20 protein-coding genes are annotated in these 19352 nt (G+C 61.4%); 12 read left to right on the forward strand and 8 right to left on the reverse strand.

Features of this window, described 5'->3' with window-relative positions:
- The first annotated feature begins 88 nt into the window (after window positions 1-88).
- On the forward strand, window positions 89-967 hold the full coding sequence (locus tag DQ393_RS08300) for a 3-hydroxybutyryl-CoA dehydrogenase (RefSeq protein ID WP_112341289.1): 879 nt from the start codon (window positions 89-91) through the stop codon (window positions 965-967).
- Between the two features lie 158 nt (window positions 968-1125).
- On the opposite strand, the gene tlpA is transcribed toward DQ393_RS08300, so the two are convergent.
- The gene (tlpA, locus tag DQ393_RS08305; RefSeq protein ID WP_112341290.1) at window positions 1126-1791 is read right to left on the reverse strand and encodes a thiol:disulfide interchange protein TlpA; all 666 of its coding nucleotides are present in this window, start codon (window positions 1789-1791) and stop codon (window positions 1126-1128) included.
- A 23-nt stretch (window positions 1792-1814) separates the two neighbouring features.
- Between tlpA and argH the strand changes: the two genes are divergently transcribed.
- From argH to DQ393_RS08325, 4 genes are all read left to right on the forward strand, one after another.
- On the forward strand, window positions 1815-3215 hold the full coding sequence (gene argH, locus DQ393_RS08310; RefSeq protein ID WP_112341291.1) for an argininosuccinate lyase: 1401 nt from the start codon (window positions 1815-1817) through the stop codon (window positions 3213-3215).
- Between the two features lie 99 nt (window positions 3216-3314).
- Window positions 3315-3509 carry an LPS translocon maturation chaperone LptM gene (gene lptM / locus DQ393_RS08315; RefSeq protein ID WP_015341316.1) on the forward strand — a complete coding sequence of 65 codons (195 nt, stop codon included), beginning with the start codon at window positions 3315-3317 and terminating at the stop codon, window positions 3507-3509.
- A 13-nt stretch (window positions 3510-3522) separates the two neighbouring features.
- The gene (lysA, locus tag DQ393_RS08320) at window positions 3523-4794 is read left to right on the forward strand and encodes a diaminopimelate decarboxylase (RefSeq protein ID WP_112341292.1); all 1272 of its coding nucleotides are present in this window, start codon (window positions 3523-3525) and stop codon (window positions 4792-4794) included.
- 350 nt (window positions 4795-5144) lie between these two features.
- Window positions 5145-7883 (forward strand): TIGR02302 family protein, encoded by a 2739-nt coding sequence (locus DQ393_RS08325; protein ID WP_112341293.1) that lies wholly within the window; start codon window positions 5145-5147, stop codon window positions 7881-7883.
- 72 nt (window positions 7884-7955) lie between these two features.
- Here DQ393_RS08325 and DQ393_RS08330 read toward each other — a convergent pair whose 3' ends face one another.
- The 3 genes from DQ393_RS08330 to DQ393_RS08340 form a co-directional block, all read right to left on the reverse strand.
- Window positions 7956-8315 carry a response regulator gene (locus tag DQ393_RS08330; RefSeq protein ID WP_069612925.1) on the reverse strand — a complete coding sequence of 120 codons (360 nt, stop codon included), beginning with the start codon at window positions 8313-8315 and terminating at the stop codon, window positions 7956-7958.
- 160 nt (window positions 8316-8475) lie between these two features.
- Window positions 8476-9024 carry a hypoxanthine phosphoribosyltransferase gene (gene hpt, locus DQ393_RS08335; protein WP_112341294.1) on the reverse strand — a complete coding sequence of 183 codons (549 nt, stop codon included), beginning with the start codon at window positions 9022-9024 and terminating at the stop codon, window positions 8476-8478.
- A 145-nt stretch (window positions 9025-9169) separates the two neighbouring features.
- Window positions 9170-9835 (reverse strand): hypothetical protein, encoded by a 666-nt coding sequence (locus tag DQ393_RS08340; protein ID WP_112341295.1) that lies wholly within the window; start codon window positions 9833-9835, stop codon window positions 9170-9172.
- A 210-nt stretch (window positions 9836-10045) separates the two neighbouring features.
- Here DQ393_RS08340 and ftsE point away from each other — a divergent pair, with 210 nt between their 5' ends.
- The 4 genes from ftsE (at window position 10046) to DQ393_RS08360 (ending at window position 13438) form a co-directional block, all read left to right on the forward strand.
- Window positions 10046-10705 carry a cell division ATP-binding protein FtsE gene (ftsE, locus tag DQ393_RS08345; protein ID WP_162736933.1) on the forward strand — a complete coding sequence of 220 codons (660 nt, stop codon included), beginning with the start codon at window positions 10046-10048 and terminating at the stop codon, window positions 10703-10705.
- 91 nt (window positions 10706-10796) lie between these two features.
- Window positions 10797-11744, forward strand: a complete 948-nt coding sequence (locus DQ393_RS08350) for a cell division protein FtsX (RefSeq protein ID WP_112341297.1) — start codon at window positions 10797-10799, stop codon at window positions 11742-11744.
- Between the two features lie 74 nt (window positions 11745-11818).
- On the forward strand, window positions 11819-12535 hold the full coding sequence (locus DQ393_RS08355; protein WP_432421993.1) for a YdcF family protein: 717 nt from the start codon (window positions 11819-11821) through the stop codon (window positions 12533-12535).
- 99 nt (window positions 12536-12634) lie between these two features.
- Entirely contained in the window at window positions 12635-13438 is an 804-nt protein-coding gene (locus DQ393_RS08360; RefSeq protein WP_112341299.1) for a lysophospholipid acyltransferase family protein, read from the forward strand.
- Between the two features lie 32 nt (window positions 13439-13470).
- On the opposite strand, the gene DQ393_RS08365 is transcribed toward DQ393_RS08360, so the two are convergent.
- The gene (locus DQ393_RS08365) at window positions 13471-14043 is read right to left on the reverse strand and encodes a gamma-glutamylcyclotransferase (RefSeq protein ID WP_112341300.1); all 573 of its coding nucleotides are present in this window, start codon (window positions 14041-14043) and stop codon (window positions 13471-13473) included.
- Window positions 14044-14054: 11 nt separating this feature from the next.
- Here DQ393_RS08365 and DQ393_RS08370 point away from each other — a divergent pair, with 11 nt between their 5' ends.
- Window positions 14055-15068, forward strand: a complete 1014-nt coding sequence (locus DQ393_RS08370) for a DUF2125 domain-containing protein (protein WP_112341301.1) — start codon at window positions 14055-14057, stop codon at window positions 15066-15068.
- A gap of 101 nt (window positions 15069-15169) precedes the next feature.
- On the opposite strand, the gene DQ393_RS08375 is transcribed toward DQ393_RS08370, so the two are convergent.
- The 3 genes from DQ393_RS08375 to DQ393_RS08385 all read right to left on the reverse strand — a co-directional run bounded on the left by DQ393_RS08375 (window position 15170) and on the right by DQ393_RS08385 (window position 18088).
- Window positions 15170-16099, reverse strand: a complete 930-nt coding sequence (locus DQ393_RS08375; protein WP_112341302.1) for a prephenate/arogenate dehydrogenase family protein — start codon at window positions 16097-16099, stop codon at window positions 15170-15172.
- On the reverse strand, window positions 16096-17205 hold the full coding sequence (hisC, locus tag DQ393_RS08380; RefSeq protein ID WP_112341303.1) for a histidinol-phosphate transaminase: 1110 nt from the start codon (window positions 17203-17205) through the stop codon (window positions 16096-16098). Before hisC ends, DQ393_RS08375 begins: the two co-directional genes overlap by 4 nt.
- Before the next feature lie 103 nt (window positions 17206-17308).
- Window positions 17309-18088, reverse strand: coding sequence for a class I SAM-dependent methyltransferase (locus DQ393_RS08385; RefSeq protein ID WP_112341711.1), 780 nt, complete (start codon window positions 18086-18088; stop codon window positions 17309-17311).
- A 53-nt stretch (window positions 18089-18141) separates the two neighbouring features.
- On the opposite strand from DQ393_RS08385, the gene gloB reads away from it, so the two are divergent.
- Window positions 18142-18912: a hydroxyacylglutathione hydrolase gene (gloB, locus tag DQ393_RS08390; protein WP_112341304.1), complete on the forward strand. Its 771-nt coding sequence runs from the start codon at window positions 18142-18144 to the stop codon at window positions 18910-18912.
- On the forward strand, window positions 18912-19337 hold the full coding sequence (locus tag DQ393_RS08395) for a cupin domain-containing protein (RefSeq protein WP_112341305.1): 426 nt from the start codon (window positions 18912-18914) through the stop codon (window positions 19335-19337). Before gloB ends, DQ393_RS08395 begins: the two co-directional genes overlap by 1 nt.
- Window positions 19338-19352 lie beyond the last annotated feature (15 nt).

Here is a 19352-nt window from a genome sequence, read left to right on the forward strand (position 1 = left end):
ATCAATCTTTGCCGGGCTAGAAATGGCCCGGCAAATTTGGATTAAGAGCATAGCGCACCGCCAAGAGCGCGCCGCCGGGGAGTTGGCAATGAGTTCGCTGAAGACGATCGGTATTATCGGCGCGGGCCAGATGGGCTGCGGCATCGCCCACGTATCCGCCATGGCCGGCTACAAGGTCCATATCTACGATCTGGCGCAGGATCGCATCGAAAGCGGGCTTGCTACCATCAACGGCAATCTCGCCCGCCAGGTCGCCTCCGGCAAGGCGACCGACGAAGAGCGCAAGGCAGCCCTCTCCCGCATCACTGGCTCCGCCGATCTCAACGATCTTGCCCAGGTCGATCTCGCTATCGAGGCGGCAACCGAAGACGAAAGCGTCAAGCGCAAGATCTATGCGCAGGTGTGTCCGGTGCTGAAGCCGGAGGCGCTGTTGGCCACCAATACCTCGTCGCTATCGATCACCCGCCTTGCTTCCGCCACCGACCGTCCCGAGCGCTTCATGGGCATTCACTTCATGAACCCGGTTCCGGTGATGAAGCTGGTTGAGCTGGTGCGCGGCATCGCCACCGACGAATCGACCTTCTCCACCGCCAAGGATTACGTCACCTCTCTGGAAAAGACGATCACCGTCGCCGAGGACTTTCCCGCCTTCATCGTCAACCGCATCCTGCTGCCGATGATCAACGAGGCGATCTATACGCTCTATGAAGGCGTGGGCACCGTCGATGCCATCGACACCGCCATGCGGCTCGGCGCCAATCACCCGATGGGCCCGCTGCAGCTTGCCGATTTCATTGGCCTCGATACCTGCCTGTCGATCATGCAGGTGCTGCATGACGGGCTCGCCGATTCCAAATATCGCCCCTGTCCGCTGCTGGTGAAATATGTCGAAGCCGGCTGGCTCGGCCGCAAATCCGGCCGCGGTTTCTACGACTATCGCGGTGAAACGCCGGTTCCGACGCGGTAAGATACCCTCGCCCCATCGGGGAGAGGGTCGCGCGACAGCACGGGGTGAGGGGGCGTTACCGGCAAACGGTACTGTTTACCCAGCAACGCGCTTGCTATGACACACTCCCCCTCATCCGCCCTGACGGGCACCTTCTCCCCGAGGGGAGAAGGAGAAAATCAAATACCCGCCGCAGCCTTCACCAGCGCTTTTGCATCCTCGCTGTCCCAGGCCGCCGGCCCGTTCATCGCCGATAGCAGGCAGCCCTTGTCGTCGATGAGCAGCGTCACCGGCAAACCAAAGGCAAGGCCCTGCTTCTTCAATACGTTGAACACACCCATGGTATTGTCGCGATAGTAGCCGAGCTTGTCGATGGCATATTCCGTGCGGAAGGCCTTGGTCTTTTCGTCGTCGCCCGTATCGATATTGACGGCAACCACTTCGAACTTGTCGCTGCCGACGCTCTTTTCGAGCGCGTTCAGTGCCGGCATTTCCTCACGGCACGGCACGCACCATGTCGCCCAGACGTTCAAGAGCACAGTCTTGCCGGTGAAACTGCTGATCGACAGCGGCTGCCCGTCAGCCCCCTTGAATGAAACACCCTGAAGCGAGATCGGCGCCGGCGGCACGCTCATGGCGGCGACCTGGCCCTTGGTGAAGGGCGTCAGGGCAGCGGCACGATCCCTTGCCGATCCGCATTGATCGGCCGAGGCCGTTTCACCAATACCATTGCCATACCCCGCCTCCTTCACGTATACCGCTGCCGCACCGGCAATGACCCCAGCGACGGCGGCGAGCAGAACGAGTTTCATGGACGGCAGACCGAACGGCTTCTTTGCTGTCATTACATTCTCCAGGTGGGCATCTCATGACTGACGGCACGGACACCAAATCCTCCAACCAGATGTGGGGCGGGCGTTTCGCTTCCGGCCCCGCGGCGATCATGGAGGAGATAAATGCCTCGATCGATTTCGACAAGAAGCTGTTTGCCCAGGATATCCGCGGCTCAATCGCGCATGCGAGCATGCTCGCCAATCAAGGCATCATTTCAACCGAGGATAAAGACAAGATCGTTCACGGGTTGAACACGATCCTGTCAGAGATCGAAAGCGGTAATTTCGAGTTCTCCCGCCGCCTCGAAGACATCCACATGAACGTCGAGGCGCGGCTTGCGACCCTGATCGGCCCGGCCGCCGGCCGCCTGCACACCGCCCGCTCGCGCAACGATCAGGTGGCGCTCGATTTCCGTCTGTGGGTGAAGGAAGAGCTGCAGAAGTGCGAGCAGGCGCTGACCGATCTGATCGCCGCCTTCCTCGATCGCGCCGAGGAACATGCCGACAGCGTCATGCCTGGCTTTACCCATCTGCAGACGGCACAGCCCGTCACCTTCGGTCATCACTGCATGGCCTATGTCGAGATGTTCGGCCGCGACCGCTCGCGCGTGCGCCACGCCATCGAGCATATGGACGAATCGCCGATCGGCGCCGCTGCCCTTGCCGGCACGGGATTCCCAATCGACCGCCACATGACGGCCAAGGCGCTCGGCTTCCGCGAGCCGACCCGCAACTCGATCGATACCGTCTCCGACCGCGATTTCGCCCTCGAATTCCTGTCAATCGCCGCCATCGCCGGCATGCACCTGTCGCGGCTTGCCGAAGAGATCGTCATCTGGTCGACGCCGCAATTCGGCTTCGTGCGCCTCTCCGACGCCTTCTCGACCGGCTCCTCCATCATGCCGCAGAAGAAGAACCCGGATGCCGCCGAACTCGTGCGCGCCAAGACCGGCCGCATCAACGGCTCGCTGGTGGCGCTGCTGACGATCATGAAGGGCCTGCCGCTTGCCTATTCCAAGGACATGCAGGAAGACAAGGAACAGGTCTTCGACGCTGCCGAAAGCCTGGAGCTGGCGATTGCCGCCATGACCGGCATGATGCGCGACATGACGATCAACACCGCCCGCATGAAAGCTGCCGCTGGGTCCGGCTATTCCACCGCAACCGATCTCGCCGATTGGCTGGTGCGCGAAGCAGGCCTGCCCTTCCGCGATGCCCACCATGTTACGGGGCGCGCAGTGGCGCTTGCCGAAAGCAAGTCCTGCGAGCTGGCGGAGCTGTCGCTCGAAGAGCTGCAGGCAATCCACCCCGATATCACGGACAAGATTTTCGACGTTCTGACGGTCGAGGCCTCGGTTGCCAGCCGCAAGAGTTTCGGCGGCACGGCACCCTCGGAAGTGCGAAAGCAGATCGCCTTCTGGCGCGCCCGCAACTGAGAAAATCGCCGAAAGTCACAATCAACAATCAGGGTGCACAAGGCTCGGAAACTTCGCTATGAAGGACTGCTTCCGCGTTTGCCGCCCAAGAGGATTTCGATGCAGATCAACATGCCGCACATCATCCGCCTGACCGTGGTGCTTTCGGTCGTCGGCCTTGCCGTCGTCGGATGTGGCCGCAAAGGCCCTCTTGATCCGCCGAGTGCTCATGCGACCAAAGGCGGCGACGTCTCGAAGCCGACGAAGGAGCCGGGTACGGAGGACAAGAAGTTCTTCCTCGACCCGCTTCTCTGAATAGGCGACGACCGTGAACCATTTTGAGTATCGCGACGGCATCCTCCACGCCGAGGATGTTCCGGTTCCAGAGATCGCCAAGGCGGTCGGCACCCCCTTCTATGTCTATTCGACGGCAACGCTGGAGCGCCACTACCGCGTCTTCGCGGAAGCCTTCGACGATGTCGATGCCATGGTCTGCTACGCCATGAAGGCCAATTCCAACCAGGCGGTACTGAAGACGCTTGGCCGCCTCGGCGCCGGCGTCGATGTCGTCTCCGGCGGTGAGCTGCGCCGCGCGCTGGCCGCAGCCATTCCGGCAAGCCGGATCATGTTCTCCGGCGTCGGCAAGACGGCTGAGGAAATGGACGTGGCGCTGGCAGCCGGCATCTACTGCTTCAACGTCGAATCCGAGCCGGAACTGGAAGTGCTGAACCAGCGCGCCGTCCGCGCCGGCAAGGTCGCTCCCGTTTCCTTCCGCATCAACCCGGACGTTGACGCCCGCACACATGCAAAGATCTCGACCGGCAAGAAGGAAAATAAGTTCGGCATTTCCTGGCAGCGTGCCCGCGCCGTTTATGAACGTGCCGCCAGCTTGCCTGGTATCAAGGTCACTGGCATCGACATGCACATCGGCAGCCAGATTACCGAGCTGCAGCCGTTCGACGACGCCTTCAAGCTGCTGCGCGATCTCGTGGAGACCCTGCGCGGCGACGGTCACGATATCCATCATGTCGATATCGGCGGCGGCCTCGGCATTCCCTATCGCGACGACAGCAATCCGCCGCCTTTGCCCGACGCCTATGCCGAGATCGTCAAGAACCAGCTGCGTGGCCTCAACTGCCGGATCGTCACCGAGCCAGGCCGCCTGATCGTCGGCAATGCCGGCATTCTGGTGACCGAAGTCATCTATGTGAAGGACGGCGGCGACAAGAGCTTCGTCATCGTCGATGGCGCCATGAACGACCTCATTCGCCCGACGCTCTATGAAGCCTATCACGAGATCCGCCCGGTTGTGACGAGTGCTGCCGATATCAAGCGCATCAAGGCCGATGTCGTCGGCCCAGTCTGCGAGACGGGCGACTATCTGGCACTCGACCGCGAGATGGCGCTGCCGAAGCCCGGCGATCTGCTGGCCGTCGGTTCAGCCGGTGCCTATGGCGCCGTGCAGGCCGGCACCTACAACAGCCGGCTTCTGGTTCCCGAAGTGCTGGTCAAGGGCAATGAGTTCCACGTCATCCGTCCGCGCGCAACCTACGAGGATCTGATCGGCCTGGATTCCATCCCGGCCTGGCTTGAGGGATAATCGGCTTCAATCCATGATTTCGGGGGACGGTGGAATAGCCGCCCTACCCGATCACGTTTCGGCGAAGTCCGATGAAAAAACAGCCTTTCACGCCCGTTGCCCTCGTCTTCGCCACAAAGAATGTTATCTTTGATTGAATGGTGTCTCGCCGGGCACCGCGTGCGCGAGCGTGTGGGACGCCGCGCCACCCAAACGGGCTACTAGAGCCGGATGATTGTAGATCGGATCGATCTACAATCTGAATCCGCTTTAGAATCAAAGAAGAAGAGCATGATGTCGTCCGAAAACCGCCTACACTTTTCGGCATCATGCTCTGGCCATCAATGTCAGATCGGGAGAAGACCGGACCGATGACCAGCCCCAGCAACCCTAAGAAGGGCGCTTTCGCCACCCGTCCGGCGCTGGCGCGCATGGTTGCGGTCAAGCGTCTCTTTGCTCGGATCGTGCTGGTCTCGGAGCAGCTGCTGCCACGGCTGCTGCTGCCGGCATCCATTCTGGCCCTGTTCCTGTCTGCCGCCTGGTTCGGCATTTTCCGCATTGCGCCGGATAGTCTTCGCTTCCTGATGCTTGCCGTCTACGCTGTCGGTTTCGTCATCTCGCTCAATCCGCTGCGGCGTTTGCGCTGGCCGAATACCCCCGAAGCCGACCGCCTGCTGGAAGAGAGAAACGGCCTCGCCCACCAGCCGGTCACGGTGCAGGAGGATGAGCCCGCGCTCGATACGCCCTTTGCCCGCGCGCTCTGGCGCGAGCACCAGACCCGCATGGCCGAGCACATCGCCGCCCTGGATGCCGGCCTGCCGCGGCCGGATATCGCCCGCTACGACCGCTTCGCACTGCGCGCCATCCCGGCATTGCTGCTGGTGACGGCTTTCAGCTTTTCCATGTCCAATAGCGGCGGCTCGCTCAGCGATGCCTTCACGGCGTCTCCTTCCTCGTCGAGCAATCCGGATCTTCGCGTCGATGCATGGGTCACTCCGCCCTATTATACCGGCGAAGCGCCTGTTTACCTGACCGGCAACGTCGCCAATGCCGGCAATAGCCTCAACGTGCCGCAATTCTCCGAACTCACGGTGCGTGTCACGGGCGCGTCGGCGGATGAAAAGGTGCTGTTCCAGGCAGCCGGCAGCGATAAGGGTGCCGAAATTCCCGAACAATCCGCCGATGCCGGCAAGCAAGCCCCGGCGGGCGCCAAACCGGCAGCGCAGCCTGCAGCAAGCGGCAATGGCAATGCGCCCGCCACGGATGCAATGATTGCCCGCACCCACGTTCTCAAGCTTGAAAAGGACGGCGAACTGACCGTGAACGGCAAGTCCTGGTCCTTCAACGTCGTGGTCGACAAGCCACCGGAAATCACCTTTGACGGCATTCCGCATGCAATGACCAACGGCGCATTGGAGCTCGGCTTCAGGGTGAAGGACGATTACGGCGTCGAGGAAACCCATGCGGAGATCGTGCCGGTCGAATCCGATCCCGCGGCAACCCCTCTTTACGGCCTGCCGGAATTCAGGCTCGAAATGCCGCGTCGCGACCGCCGCAACGGCAAGGGCCTGGCGAGCCACGATCTGACGCAGGATCCGCTCGCCGGCAAGCGCGTCCGCATCACGCTCGTCGCCAAGGACGGCGCTGGCCAGACGGGCCGCAGTGCCCCCTATGAGATGGTGCTGCCATCCCGCAATTTCAGCCAGCCGCTTGCCGCGGCCGTGGCGGAAGAGCGCCAGGTCTTCGCGCTCGATACCCGCAAGATGCCGGAGGCGATCGAGCTCAACAAATCGCTGACCATCCGGCCTGAAGAGACGATTCCGGATCTCGGCAATTATCTCGCGATCAAATCCGCTTTGACGCGCATGAAACTCGCAAGCGGCGAAACGTCATTGAAGGATACGGCCGACTATCTCTGGCAGATCGCGCTCGGCATGGAAGACGCGCAGCTGACCGACGCGGAAAAGGCCTTGCGGGATGCCCAGCAGAAGCTTTCCGATGCCCTGCAGCGCAACGCCCCTGACGCCGAGATCAAGAAGCTCACCGACGAGCTTCGCAAGGCAATGGACGCCTATATGAAGGAGCTGGCCGAGCGCATGCGCAACATGCCGGCCCAGCCCAACCAGCGGGCCGCCAATATCCTGCGCCAGCAGGACCTTCAGCGCATGATGGATCAGATCGAGAATTTAGCTCGCTCCGGCAATCGCCAAGCCGCCCAGCAGATGCTCTCGGAGCTGCAGCAGCTGATGAACAGTCTCCAGGCCGGACGGCCGCAGCGCGGGCAACAGCAAGGCGAAGCCAATGACAAGATGCGAGAGCAGATGGACAAGCTCGGCCGCATCATGCGCGATCAGCAGAAGCTGATGGATCAGACTTTCAAGTTCGATCAGGCCATGCGCGACCGCATGCAGCGCGGCGATCCGAACGAGGATGGTGACGGCTTTATGGACCAGCCGCTGCCCGGCCTCAACGATCGGATGCGCCCGGACATGGGCCAGCGTAACCAGGACCAGCAGCAAGGCCAGAATCAGCAGGGTCAAAATCAGCAGGGACAGAAGGGCAATGACCCGACCGACAACATGACGGCCGACCAGCTGCGCGATGCTTTGAAAGAATTGCACAAGCAACAGGACGATCTCGGCAAGCAGCTCGGCGAGCTGCAGAAAGACCTGGGCTCGCTCGGCATGAAGCCGAACCAGAATTACGGCAAGGCGCAACAAGAGATGAATGGCGCGTCAGGCCAGCTCTCAGAGGGCAATGGCGAAGGCGCCGTGCAGGGCCAGGGGCGCGCGCTGGATGCTCTGCGCAAGGGCACGCGCGAAATGATGAACCAGCTCATGGCGCAGATGCAGCAACAGGGACCGGGCCAAGGTCAGGGCCAAATGCCGGGACAGATGGGCCAGGGAGGCCAAAACAGCCGCGACCCGCTCGGCCGGTCACGCAACGACGGTGGTTTCTCTGACAACCCTAACGACAACATGGTGCCGAAGATCATCGATGCCCAACGCGCCCGCGAAATTCTCGATGCCATTCGCGAGAGGCTGAGCAATAATCCGTCCTTGAGCGAGGAACGCCGCTATCTGGAGCGCTTGCTGAATCTGGGTCAGTAGGCCGCTTCAGACTACCACCCATGACGGGAATGGAGCCAGCACGGGGACACCTGTGCTGACCAAGGATCAATTTCAGGCAGCCAGCGCGCGTGCAACCGCCTTGCGGATATCGGGCAGCGCGAAGGGCTTGGCGACGACGTCGACGATCTTTTCCATGAGGTCGTCGGCACGCTCGCGCTGCTCCGCATAGCCGGTCATCAGCAGGATCTTCATGCCTGGGCAGGTCGAATGTGCCTGATGGGCGAGCTCGATGCCGTCCATCACGGGCATGCGGATATCCGACAGCAAGAGGTCGTAGCCGCCCTGCTTCAGTTTCTCCAAACCTTCCGCGCCATCCGCCGCCTCTTCGGTCTCGTGACCGTCCAAGCGCAATGCGCGAGCGACGAAGGTGCGAAGCGAGTCTTCGTCTTCCGTGATCAGAATTTTTGCCATGGTCTATGCTCCGTGGTCCGTCATGTTCCGCGACCGAAATCACCAGAATTCCGTTTGCGATAGGTAAACGACCAACAGGCGATTGGGCTCCGTGGTTAATGAGTCGTCATCGCTGGAGCAGAATGGGACAGGCGGACACGCCGCCTGTATTAACTTAAGATCAGGCCTCGGCGTCGCCCGTGACGACACCGACGAAGGGCAATTCGCGGAAAGCGTAGGCCACATCCATGCCATAGCCCACGACGAAATAATCGGGGCACTCGAAGCCGACATAATCGGCCTCCAGCTCTTCCTGCCGCTTGACGCTCTTGTCGAGCAGAACAGCCAGCGTGACATTGCGGGCGCCGCGCTCGTAGAGCAGCTCCTTGGCAAAACGCAGAGTACGGCCGGATTCCAGAATATCGTCGATCAGCAGGACATCACGATCCTTAACGTCGCTGTCGATGTCCTTGACGATGCGCACGCCCTGGGAAACCGTGCCGGCGCCGTAACTCGAAAGGGTGATGAATTCCACTTCTGGTGCCAGTCCCGTGTCGTGCAGTGCGCGCAACAGGTCCGCCGCGAAAATGAACGAGCCCTTGAGGATGGCGATGACGAGGAGGTCCTTCGTCGGCCCGCTGGCGATTTCCTTCGCCATGGCGTGATTGCGCTCGGCAATCTGCTCGGCAGTGAAAAGCGGCTCGATATTCTTCCCGCGTACGACAGGCATTGCTTGGCATGCTCCATGGCTGCGCGGCCCTTGGCCGCCGATCAAGCTCTACAGCGCCGCGCGTCATATATCATGCGCAAAGGTCGCTGCAGCACTTTAAAACTATGGATAGGCCGTAGCACAATTAGGAGGTCCCACACACCCCCTAAGGCATGAAGGAAAGCCGAACATCGGGCGTTTTTCCACCGGGATGCTGCAATCGCGTCGAAAATCCGCGGCTTTCATGCGGGCCGAGACGATCGATCGGCGTATCCACGACGATGCTCCTGACCAGCTGATCGCCGGCGAAGAGATTCGCACGCACCTGGGGAACCGGAAGCGTCGCGCCGCTGGCATTTTCGATGATGCCGTTCAATTTCAGCACCTGCAGTCCGTTCTCGTCGCGCGGCGTCAATGTCACATGCGAGAATTGAAGCGGTTCGCCCGCGCCCTTGGCCGGCGCGCCGGACAGACCGGAAAAACCGCCTGAAAGGCCGAAGATCAATATGGCAAGGGAGACGATGAGCGCCACGAAACTGCGCCGTGATGCCTGCTGCAGAATCTCCTCCGCACCGCGCAGGCCGGACAGGATGCGCGAGAGAGCATTCTTGCGCGTCGCTGGCTGCGGCCGTGATTGCGGATGACCGCCATAGCGCATGTTGACGCCCGATGCGGTTCTGCCTCGCGCGCCGGAGACGGTCACGAATTCGGCATCGACGATATCGGGTTTCGGCATGAAGCGATGGGTCTGGCCGGATCCCGATCCACGTTCGGGCGGAATGAGGTCGTAAATTATTCCCGCCTGCTGCTGACGGTGGCGAAAAGCGCCCATGATGACCTCCCTTTGCGGTGATCCACATGGTTTCGACACCCATTGCCAAACTGGGCATTGAAACGAATCCTGCCCAGTCGTAAATTTTATTGGTTAATGCTTCGCAAAGATCGCCATGAATAGGGCGCCTTTCCAGAAAAGTTTACCGGCTGTTAACGCCGTTGGTTAACAAGTCGCCTGATTGAACCCTGCGGAAGACTGGACTGCCCGTTGATTCACTTTGAGAACGTCGGTTTGCGCTACGGCATGGGTCCGGAAATCCTCCGTGACCTGAGCTTCGACATACCGAGGAGATCGTTCCAATTCCTGACCGGCCCTTCCGGCGCCGGCAAGACGACCCTGCTGCGGCTGCTCTTCATGTCGCTGCAGCCGACGCGTGGCCTGATCCGCATGTTCGACAGGGAGATTTCCTCGATTCCGCGCAATGAATTGCCGCTGCTGCGCCGCCGCGTTGGCATCGTCTTTCAGGATTTCCGGCTGCTGGAACATCTTACCACCTATGAAAATGTCGCCTTGCCGCTGCGCGTGCGAGGCAAGGATGAAAGCTCCTATCGCACCGATGTATTGGAGCTGCTGAAATGGGTGGGCCTGGGCGAACGCATCAATGTGCTGCCGCCGGTGCTGTCGGGCGGCGAAAAGCAGCGCGCGGCGATCGCGCGCGCCCTCATCGATCGTCCGGAAATCCTGCTCGCCGACGAACCCACGGGCAATGTCGACCCGCCGATGGCGCGCCGCCTGCTCAACCTGTTTCTGGAACTCAACCGCCTCGGCACCGCCGTCGTCATTGCCACGCACGATCTCGCTTTGATGGACCAAATCGAGGCCAGGCGCATGATTCTATCGGGGGGGCATCTCGATATCTATGACTGAGCCCGCCCCCCGCAGAAAAGCGCAGAGCACCGGCGCTCCGCAGGCACGGCAGGCGCCAGGTACACCGCCTGCGGAACGCAAGCGCCCGGAGATGCGCGTGCGCCCGACCGGGCCGATCGTGCCGTCCTCCAATATTCAGGGCAATGCGCTGATCGTCGTCATCGCCATCATGGCCTTTCTCGCCTGCCTGACGCTCGGCGCCGTCAGCATGGTGCGCTCGACGGCGGCAAGCTGGGAGAGCCAGATTTCCCGCGAGATTACCATCCAGATCAAGCCGGACGACAATCTCGACATGGAAAAGACGCTGGCAAGCGCGCGTGACATCGCGCTGAGCTTTGTCGGCACCAAGTCCGGCCAGATCGTCGACGAGGCGGCGACGGCGCGCCTGCTCGAGCCGTGGCTCGGCGCCGGTCTCGACATCAAGGAACTGCCGGTCCCGCGCCTCGTCATCATCACCATCGACGAGACCCACCCGCCTGACTTCGAGGCGATGCGCAGCCTGCTCAAGGCGCAGATCCCGCAGGCGTCACTGGACGACCATCGCACCTGGGTCGACCGGCTCGTCTCCATGGCACATACCACGGTCCTCATCGGCACCGGCGTACTGCTGCTGGTCTTCACCGCCATGGTGCTGACGGTGGTCTTCGCCACGCGCGGCGCCCTGTCAGGCAATCGCCACATCGTCGAAGTGCTGCATTTCGTCGGCGCCGAAAGCACCTTCGTCGCCAATGAATTCCAGAAGCACTTCCTGAAGATCAGCCTGAAAGGCTCCGCGGCCGGCAGCGCGCTCGCCGCCCTGTTCTTTGCCACCGCCGGCCTCCTGCAGAGCCATACGATCGCCACGCCGCAGACCGATCAGGCAACGGCATTGTTCGGGACGTTCTCCGTCGGCGCGCTTGGCTATATCGGCATCCTCGCCACTATGATCATCATCGCCTTGCTGACGACGCTGACCGCCCGTTTCACCGTCATGCGCACGATCTACGAGATCGACCTGATCCGTTCCGATCCCGGCAGGACGGATAGTGTCCAGAATTGACGCTTTGCGATGTTTTTTTACCGTCCGCCAGCCCGTTCCTTGCCGCAATTGGCGTATAGTACCGAATCATGAGCATGGATCTGACGACTCGCAAGACCGTGAGTTCGCAGCCGTTGCAGGAGCAATCCCGCAGCGATAGACCCGTGCGGCGCAGCTTGTTTCGCCGTCTCCTACGCTGGGGCGGGTTCGCCTTCATTTTCCTCGTCGCCATCGTTTTCGGCGGCTTCCTGCATTTCGCCGATTCGATCACCACCCTGAAGCCGCCGCTCGACCCCAAGGCCGATGCCATCGTCGTGCTGACCGGCGGCTACCAGCGGATCGATCAGGCGGTCGAGTTGCTGCGCACCGGTGCAGGCAACCGCCTGCTGATCTCAGGCGCACATCCGACCACGACGCCGTCGCAGATCCGCAAGCTGACACAGAGCTCCGTCAATCTGTTCAACTGCTGCGTCGACATCGGCTATGATGCCCTCGATACCATCGGCAATGCGCGCGAAGCAGCAAAATGGATCCATGCCAGAGGCTACAAGAGCGTTCTCGTGGTGACGAACAATTACCACATGCCCCGCAGTCTTGCGGAACTGAAATATGTCGATCCATCGACCGATTTCATCGCCTATCCGGTCGTCAACTCCGATCTCAAGACCAAGAACTGGTTCACGGATCCGAATGCATTGCGCACGATGATCTCCGAATATGCCAAGGTGCTGCTCGCGGGCGCCCGCAATCTGACCGGTCTCGGGCGGCCAGCCGGCTTGCGCTCGCGGCAGCCGATCGGTGACGATGACTAAGGTCGAAGCGAAACCACGCACCGACTTTTTATTGACGCCGTAATCGTGTAGGCAGACCTTCGAATGCCGGTGCCAAGCCGGTGCGCTGGGAAAGCCTCGATGATTATCTTGCGTTCGGTCCTGTTCAATACCGTCTTCTATGCCAATCTGATCATTCGCATGATCGTATTGACGCCGATCTATTTCCTGATGCCGCGCAAGGCGGCTTACGCGATTCCCAAGGCATGGGCGAAATCCAGCACCTGGCTGATGGAGAAGATCGTCGGCACCACTTTCGAGATCGAGGGCTTGGAAAATATCCCCAAAGGCAGCTTCATCTTCGCGCCCAAACACCAGTCTTTCTGGGACACGTTTGCGCTGCTCCCTTACCTCGACGATCCGGTCTATATCCTCAAGCGCGAGCTGATGTGGATTCCGCTCTTCGGCTGGTACGCGAAGAAGCAGCGCATGATCCCGGTGGACCGCAGCGCGCGCGGCAAGGTGATGTTCGACGTGTTGAAGCGCACGCGCGAAGAACTCGCCACCGGCCGCCAGCTCATCATCTACCCGGAGGGAACGCGCCGCCCGCCGGGCGCCGAGCCCATCTATAAATACGGCATCGCCCGCATGTATCGCGACCTTGGAATACCCGTCGTCGCCGTTGCCATGCATCCCGGCCTGTTCTGGCCGCGACGGACCTTCCGCAAATATCCGGGCCACTTCAAGGTACGCATCCTGCCGCCGATCGAGCCCGGATTGGATCCGGATGCCTTCTTCGCGCGTTTGATCGAAGAAACCGAAAAGGCGAGCGACGAACTGCTGGTCGAAACGATCACCGAAAACCCGCATCTGCCCATCCCGCCAACCGCGGCCCAGCGCCTGGCGGAGATCGGCAAGACGAAGCAGGTGACCGCAGCGGTTTGAGCTTCTGCGATGGCCCGCATGGGAAAGAATGGCTAGGAAGCTTTTCGCATCCGCTCCACTTCACCGACGACTTGTTCAAGCCAGTGATCGCGGATACCCATGTCGCGCAGATGCGTCAGCGTATTGAAGACATAGGCGTCGTTCGGCCCGGAGCGCCCGCTGGCGGCTTCCACCACGTGGGCCGCCTCGACCGCATCCAATGCGCCGGCATATTGCCTGTGGGCGCGATCGACGACATAGGTGACGGCTGCGGCGCGCCGGCCATCGGCGAGCCGGATCGGCAGCGTCTTTTCAAGGTAGACATTGGTGACCAGCTCACGCTCGCGCAGATAGGTCAGCACCTCCTCCCAATCGGAGGCCGGGACACGGAAGGCCATGCCGCGGCAGGAACCGCCACGATCGAGGCCGAGGACCAGGCCGGGGCTCGCCTCTGTGCCGCGATGGACCCAGGAACGGACGCAGAGTGAGCGACGATAACCGAAAATAAGGGCCTCGGCCCGTTCGTCATAAGCAAAGCCCGGATTCCACATGAGGGATCCGTAGCCAAACACCCAAAATTCGTCCATATCCAACGCCAAATCACTGTGAAGCTTCAGTCCAACCATTGGAGAACAACATGGCGGCGTCAAGCCAGAGCGTAACGACCGGTCGAGGCAAGCGTCTGTGGTTCATCCTGCTGGGGCTGGTGGTGGTCCTGGCCGGCCTCTACACCGGCGGGTGGTATTACGCGACCAATTTCGTCAGGACCAATGTCCTGAAGGCGCTCGGCCAGCAGAACAGCGCCGGCGTTGCCGGCAAATGCGAAAACATGGCCTTCAACGGCTTCCCCTTCTCCATCGGTCTGACCTGCGACACGGTGACGGTCGATAATCAGACGCGTGGCGTTTCGGCCAGTTTCGACACGCTCAGCGCATCCGCGCCGGTCTTCCAGCCCAACCATGTCAGCTGGAGCCTGAAATCTCCGGCCGAATTGCGCACGACCGCGGGCCTGACCGTATCGGCGGAATGGGCCGATCTGCAATCGAATCTCGTCGCCAAAGGCCGCGGCGTGGCGCAGACTCAGACCGTTATCAATGGGCTGAAGGCGGGCATCGTCTCCTCCTTCACCGGCCAAAGCGTGAATGTCACCGCCGCCCATACCGAGATGCATGCCAGCCAGAACGGCAGCGACTTGGATTTCGCGATCGGCGTCGAGAACGCCAATGCCGTCATCAAGGACTTTCCGCAGACCTTGCCGACCGCATCGACCAGCGCCAATGTGACGCTATCAGGCAAAGCCGGTCTGCTTGACGGCAGCGACCGCGAGGGGCTCCGCGGTAGCGCGGGCGTGCTGCATCAGGCGGTCATCGATATCGGTGACGGCCGTATCATGACGCTTTCCGGACCCTTCAATTTCGACGATGAAGGCTTTCTGTCCGGCCAGTTCAAGCTGGAGATCAATCAGATCGGCCCCTGGGGCGATAGCCTGACCGCCACGCTTCCCGCCGCCAAGAACATCATCAAGACGGCCACGAAGATGCTGAAGGCCCTTGCCAACGGCGCCGATAAGGTCTCCGTCGATCTCACCGCCGATCGCGGCCGCCTCTCGCTCAGCGGCTTCATCCCGCTCGGCAAGATCCCGCCGATCTGAAGTGTGAAGCTTTCCGCCTGGTGGATCGCGCCCTGCAGCGATGCGAAAATCCTGCGAGAAACCCAACACCTTCTCCCCGAGGGGAGAAGGCAGAAGAAGAGCTATTCCTTCGCATCCAGGGCATGACGGCCGAAGTCAGGCACGTCGACATCCTGTCCGGCTTCGACGATCGAGCGGCGAATGGCGCGGGTGCGGGTGAAGAGCTCAAAAATCTTGTCGCCGTCACCCCAGCGGATCGCACGCTGCAGCGATGCCAGATCCTCGGAGAAGCGTGACAGCATTTCCAGGATGGCATCGCGGTTGTGCAGGCAGACGTCGCGCCACATGGTCGGGTCGGACGCGGCAAGGCGCGTGAAGTCGCGGAAGCCGGACGCCGAATATTTGATGACTTCCGACTCGGTCACCGTCTCCAGATCATCGGCGGTCCCGACGATATTGTAGGCGATCAGGTGCGGCAGATGCGATACGATCGCCAGCACCTTGTCGTGATGTTCCGGATCCATCTCGTCGACACGGGAGCCGAGAGTTTCCCAGAAGGTACGCAGCGTCTTGATCGCGGCCTCGTCGGTGCCCGGAACGGGCGTGAAGATGCACCAGCGTCCCTTGAACAGCCCGGGGAAACCCGCATCCGGACCTGACTTTTCCGTACCTGCGAGCGGATGGCCCGGAATGAAATGCACGTTGGAGGGCATATGCGGCTGCATCTGCGCGATGACCGACGCCTTGGTCGAGCCGACATCGGTGACGATGGCGCCCGGTTTCAGATGCGCAGCTATTTCCTTGGCGACACTCTCCGAAGAGCCGACAGGCACGGAAACGATGACAAGATCGGCATCCTTGGCCGCTTCGGCCGAGGACAGCGTATAGCGGTCGCCGAGCTGCAGCTCCTCGGCACGCTTCAGCGTTTCGGCGCTGCGCGTCGAGATCACCACATCCTTGGCAAGGCCCAGCCGTTTGATGTCATGGGCGATGGAAGAACCGATCAGGCCGATGCCGATCAGCGCGATGCGGTCGAACTGGATCGTGCTCATGCCTTGCGTCCCATAAATTCCGTCAGCGTGTCGATGAGGCCGAGATTGGCCTCTTCCGTTCCGATGCTCATGCGCAGCGAATTCGGGAACCCATAGGCCCGGACGGCTCGCACGATATAACCTCGGCTGGTGAGGAAATCGTCGGCCTCGCCAGCGCGCTTGCCCTCGCTATCCGGAAAATGGACGAGAACGAAATTCGCGACTGATGGCGTGACCCTGAGCCCTATCGCCTCAAGCGCAGCAGTCACCTTCTCGAGCCAAAGCGTATTGTGCGCGACGGCCTTCTCCGTGAAAGCCTGGTCGCGAATGGCAGCGGCACCCGCAGCGATGGCAGCCGTGTTCAAGTTGAACGGAGCGCGCACGCGGTTGATTGCGTCGACGATATCGACGGGTCCGTACATCCAGCCGATGCGAAGCGCCGCAAGACCATAGACCTTTGAGAAGGTACGGGTCATGACAACGTTCTGATTGGCCGAAACGAGCTCAAGGCCTGCCTCATAATCGTTGCGGCGGACATATTCGGCATAGGCGGCATCAAGCACGAGAATGACATGCTTCGGCAGGCTTGCGTGCAGGCGGCGGATCTCGCTGACCGGGACATAGGTTCCGGTCGGATTGGCGGGGTTGGCGATGAAGACCATCTTGGTCTTCTCCGTGACGGCGGCGAGGATCGCGTCGACGTCGACGGTGCAATCCTTTTCCTTGACCGTGACAGGCGTCGCGCCGGCGGCCATGATCTGGATCTTGTAGACCAGGAAGCCGTGCTCGGTGATGATGCCTTCATCACCGGTGTCGAGATAGGTGTGGCAGAGCAGGCCGAGCAGCTCGTCCGAGCCGGCGCCGCAGAGGATATTGGCCACATTCAGCCCATGCACGTCGGCGATCGCCTGGCGCAGTTCCTTGGCCTGTCCGTCCGGATAGCGTTCGAGATGCCCGGCAGCGCCGCGGAAGGCTTCGATGGCTTTGGGGCTGGCCCCAAGCGGCGTCTCGTTAGAGGAGAGCTTGAACACGCGCGCAACGCCCGGTGCATGCTCCTTGCCCGGCACATAGGCAGCGATATCGAGAATGCCGGGACGCGGGACAGGCTTGCTCATTTCCATGCTCATGGGATCGACCTTGGGAAAGACCGGAAAAGTCCGGGTTATGACACCCCGTCGCATTAATGCGGAAACGCGGTTTTGTCGAGTGTCGGCGCTTAGCTGAAACCTATCAGGGGATGTCGCGCGTCGTCGGTATGCCGCGCGGTGCCAGAACCGGCACGAAGACGCGGCGCGAGGCACGGACGGCAACCGGCAGCCCCTGATAGAGCCGTTTCTGCGCCTCGACGATGATGACGCCGGAGAAAGCGGGCCAAAGGGTGCGGCCGACCCGCTCGAAGGCGCGGCGCAGCCGCAGCACCGTGCGCAGTTTGGAGGGCGGGAAGAACAAGGCCTCCGCCGTCGCACCCGGCGTGAAATTGGTCTCGCGCAGCAGCGACGTCAGCTGGCCGCGCGAATAGGGCCGGCCGGAGCCGAACGGCGTATGCTCCATGCGCGCCCAAACGCCGGTACGGTTCGGCACCACAATGACCAGCCGACCGCCCGGCGCCAGAACCCGCCAAAGCTCCTTCAGGGTCTCGCGCGGACTTTCGGCGAATTCCAGCGAATGCACCATCAGCACCCGATCGATCGAACTATCCGGCAACGGCAGTTCTTCGTCAAAGACCAACGCCGTCGACGATGCCGATCCCATCGGCCAGTTCACCGCACCCTGCCCCGCCGGCATGAAGGCGAAGGTGCGCTCGGTATCGGCGCGGAAGCGATCGAGATAGGGAACGGCATAGCCGAGGCCGACTAGCCGCTCCTCCGGCATGCGCGCCCAGATGGAGGAAAGCGCCATGGCAATCGACTGCTCCGCCAAGCGACCGAGCTCGGAATGATAAAACTGGCGGAGATCGACGATATCGGTATGCATCGAAACAAATGTTATCAGCCGAACGTTGGACTTCAAGGCCGATCGGCTTACATTCTGTACCAACGGAAAAGACGAGGACGATTTCGATCATGAAACCATTGGAGTTAGAGATATTTATCTGCCGTTCCGACAATTACGGCGTCTTGGTCCATGATCCCGAAACCGGGTTAACGGCGTCGATCGATGCTCCGGAGGCAAATGCGATCCTGAAGGCCGCCGATCGCCGCGGCTGGACGATCAGCCATATCCTGACGACCCATCATCACACCGATCATGTCGAGGGCAATCTGGCGCTGAAGGAACAGTTCGGTTGCGAGATCATCGGCCCGATCAACGAGGCCGTTGCCATTCCCGGCCTCGATCGTGCCGTCGCCGACGGCGATACGTTCGAGTTCGCCGGTCATACGGTCAATGTCATCGAAACGCCTGGCCACACCGCCGGCCATGTCTGCTATAACTTTGCCGACGACAAGCTGCTCTTTGCCGCCGACACGCTGTTTGCGCTGGGTTGCGGCCGACTGTTCGAACGGCCGGCAACGGATATGTGGGCCTCGCTGCAGAAGCTTGCGGTTCTGCCGGACGAAACGGCCGTCTATTTCGGCCATGAATATACCCTCTCCAACGCCCGCTTCGCGCTGACCATCGATCCCGCCAATGAGCGGCTGAAGGCGCGCGCCGCCGATATCGAGGCCTTGAGGGCGGAAGGCAAGTTCACCATTCCGACGACCCTGGCATTGGAGAAGGAAACGAACCCGTTCCTGCGCCCCGCCGATCCGGCGATCCGCCGCCATCTTTTGATGGAAAGCCGCAGCAATGACGAGGTCTTTGCCGAGATCCGCAAGCGCAAGGATAATTTCTGATGCAGGCAAAAGAGATTATCGAAACGCTTTCCATGCAGCGGCATCCGGAAGGCGGCTGGTACGTGCAGACGTTCCGGGACGAGAACGGCGGTGCGCGCGGCCACTCGACGGCGATCTACTATCTGCTTGAGGCCGGCGATCGCTCGCATTGGCATCGGGTACGCGATGCCGCCGAGGTCTGGCACTACTATGCCGGCGCACCGCTCGCCCTGCATCGTTCGGCCGACGGCAAGGCCAGTGAAAGGCTGGTTCTCGGCATGGACCTGGCGAAAGGCGAGCGCCCGCAGGCGATCATTCCGGCCAATTGGTGGCAATCGGCCGAAAGCCTCGGACAATTCACGCTTGTCGGCTGCACGGTCGCCCCCGGCTTCGAATTTTCGAGCTTCGAGATGGCCGCGCCGGACTGGAAACCCACCTCAGGCTGAACCTCCCTTGCCTTT

It is taken from the genome of Martinezella tropici (assembly GCF_003287875.1).
GTDB classification, from domain to species: domain Bacteria; phylum Pseudomonadota; class Alphaproteobacteria; order Rhizobiales; family Rhizobiaceae; genus Rhizobium; species Rhizobium tropici_C.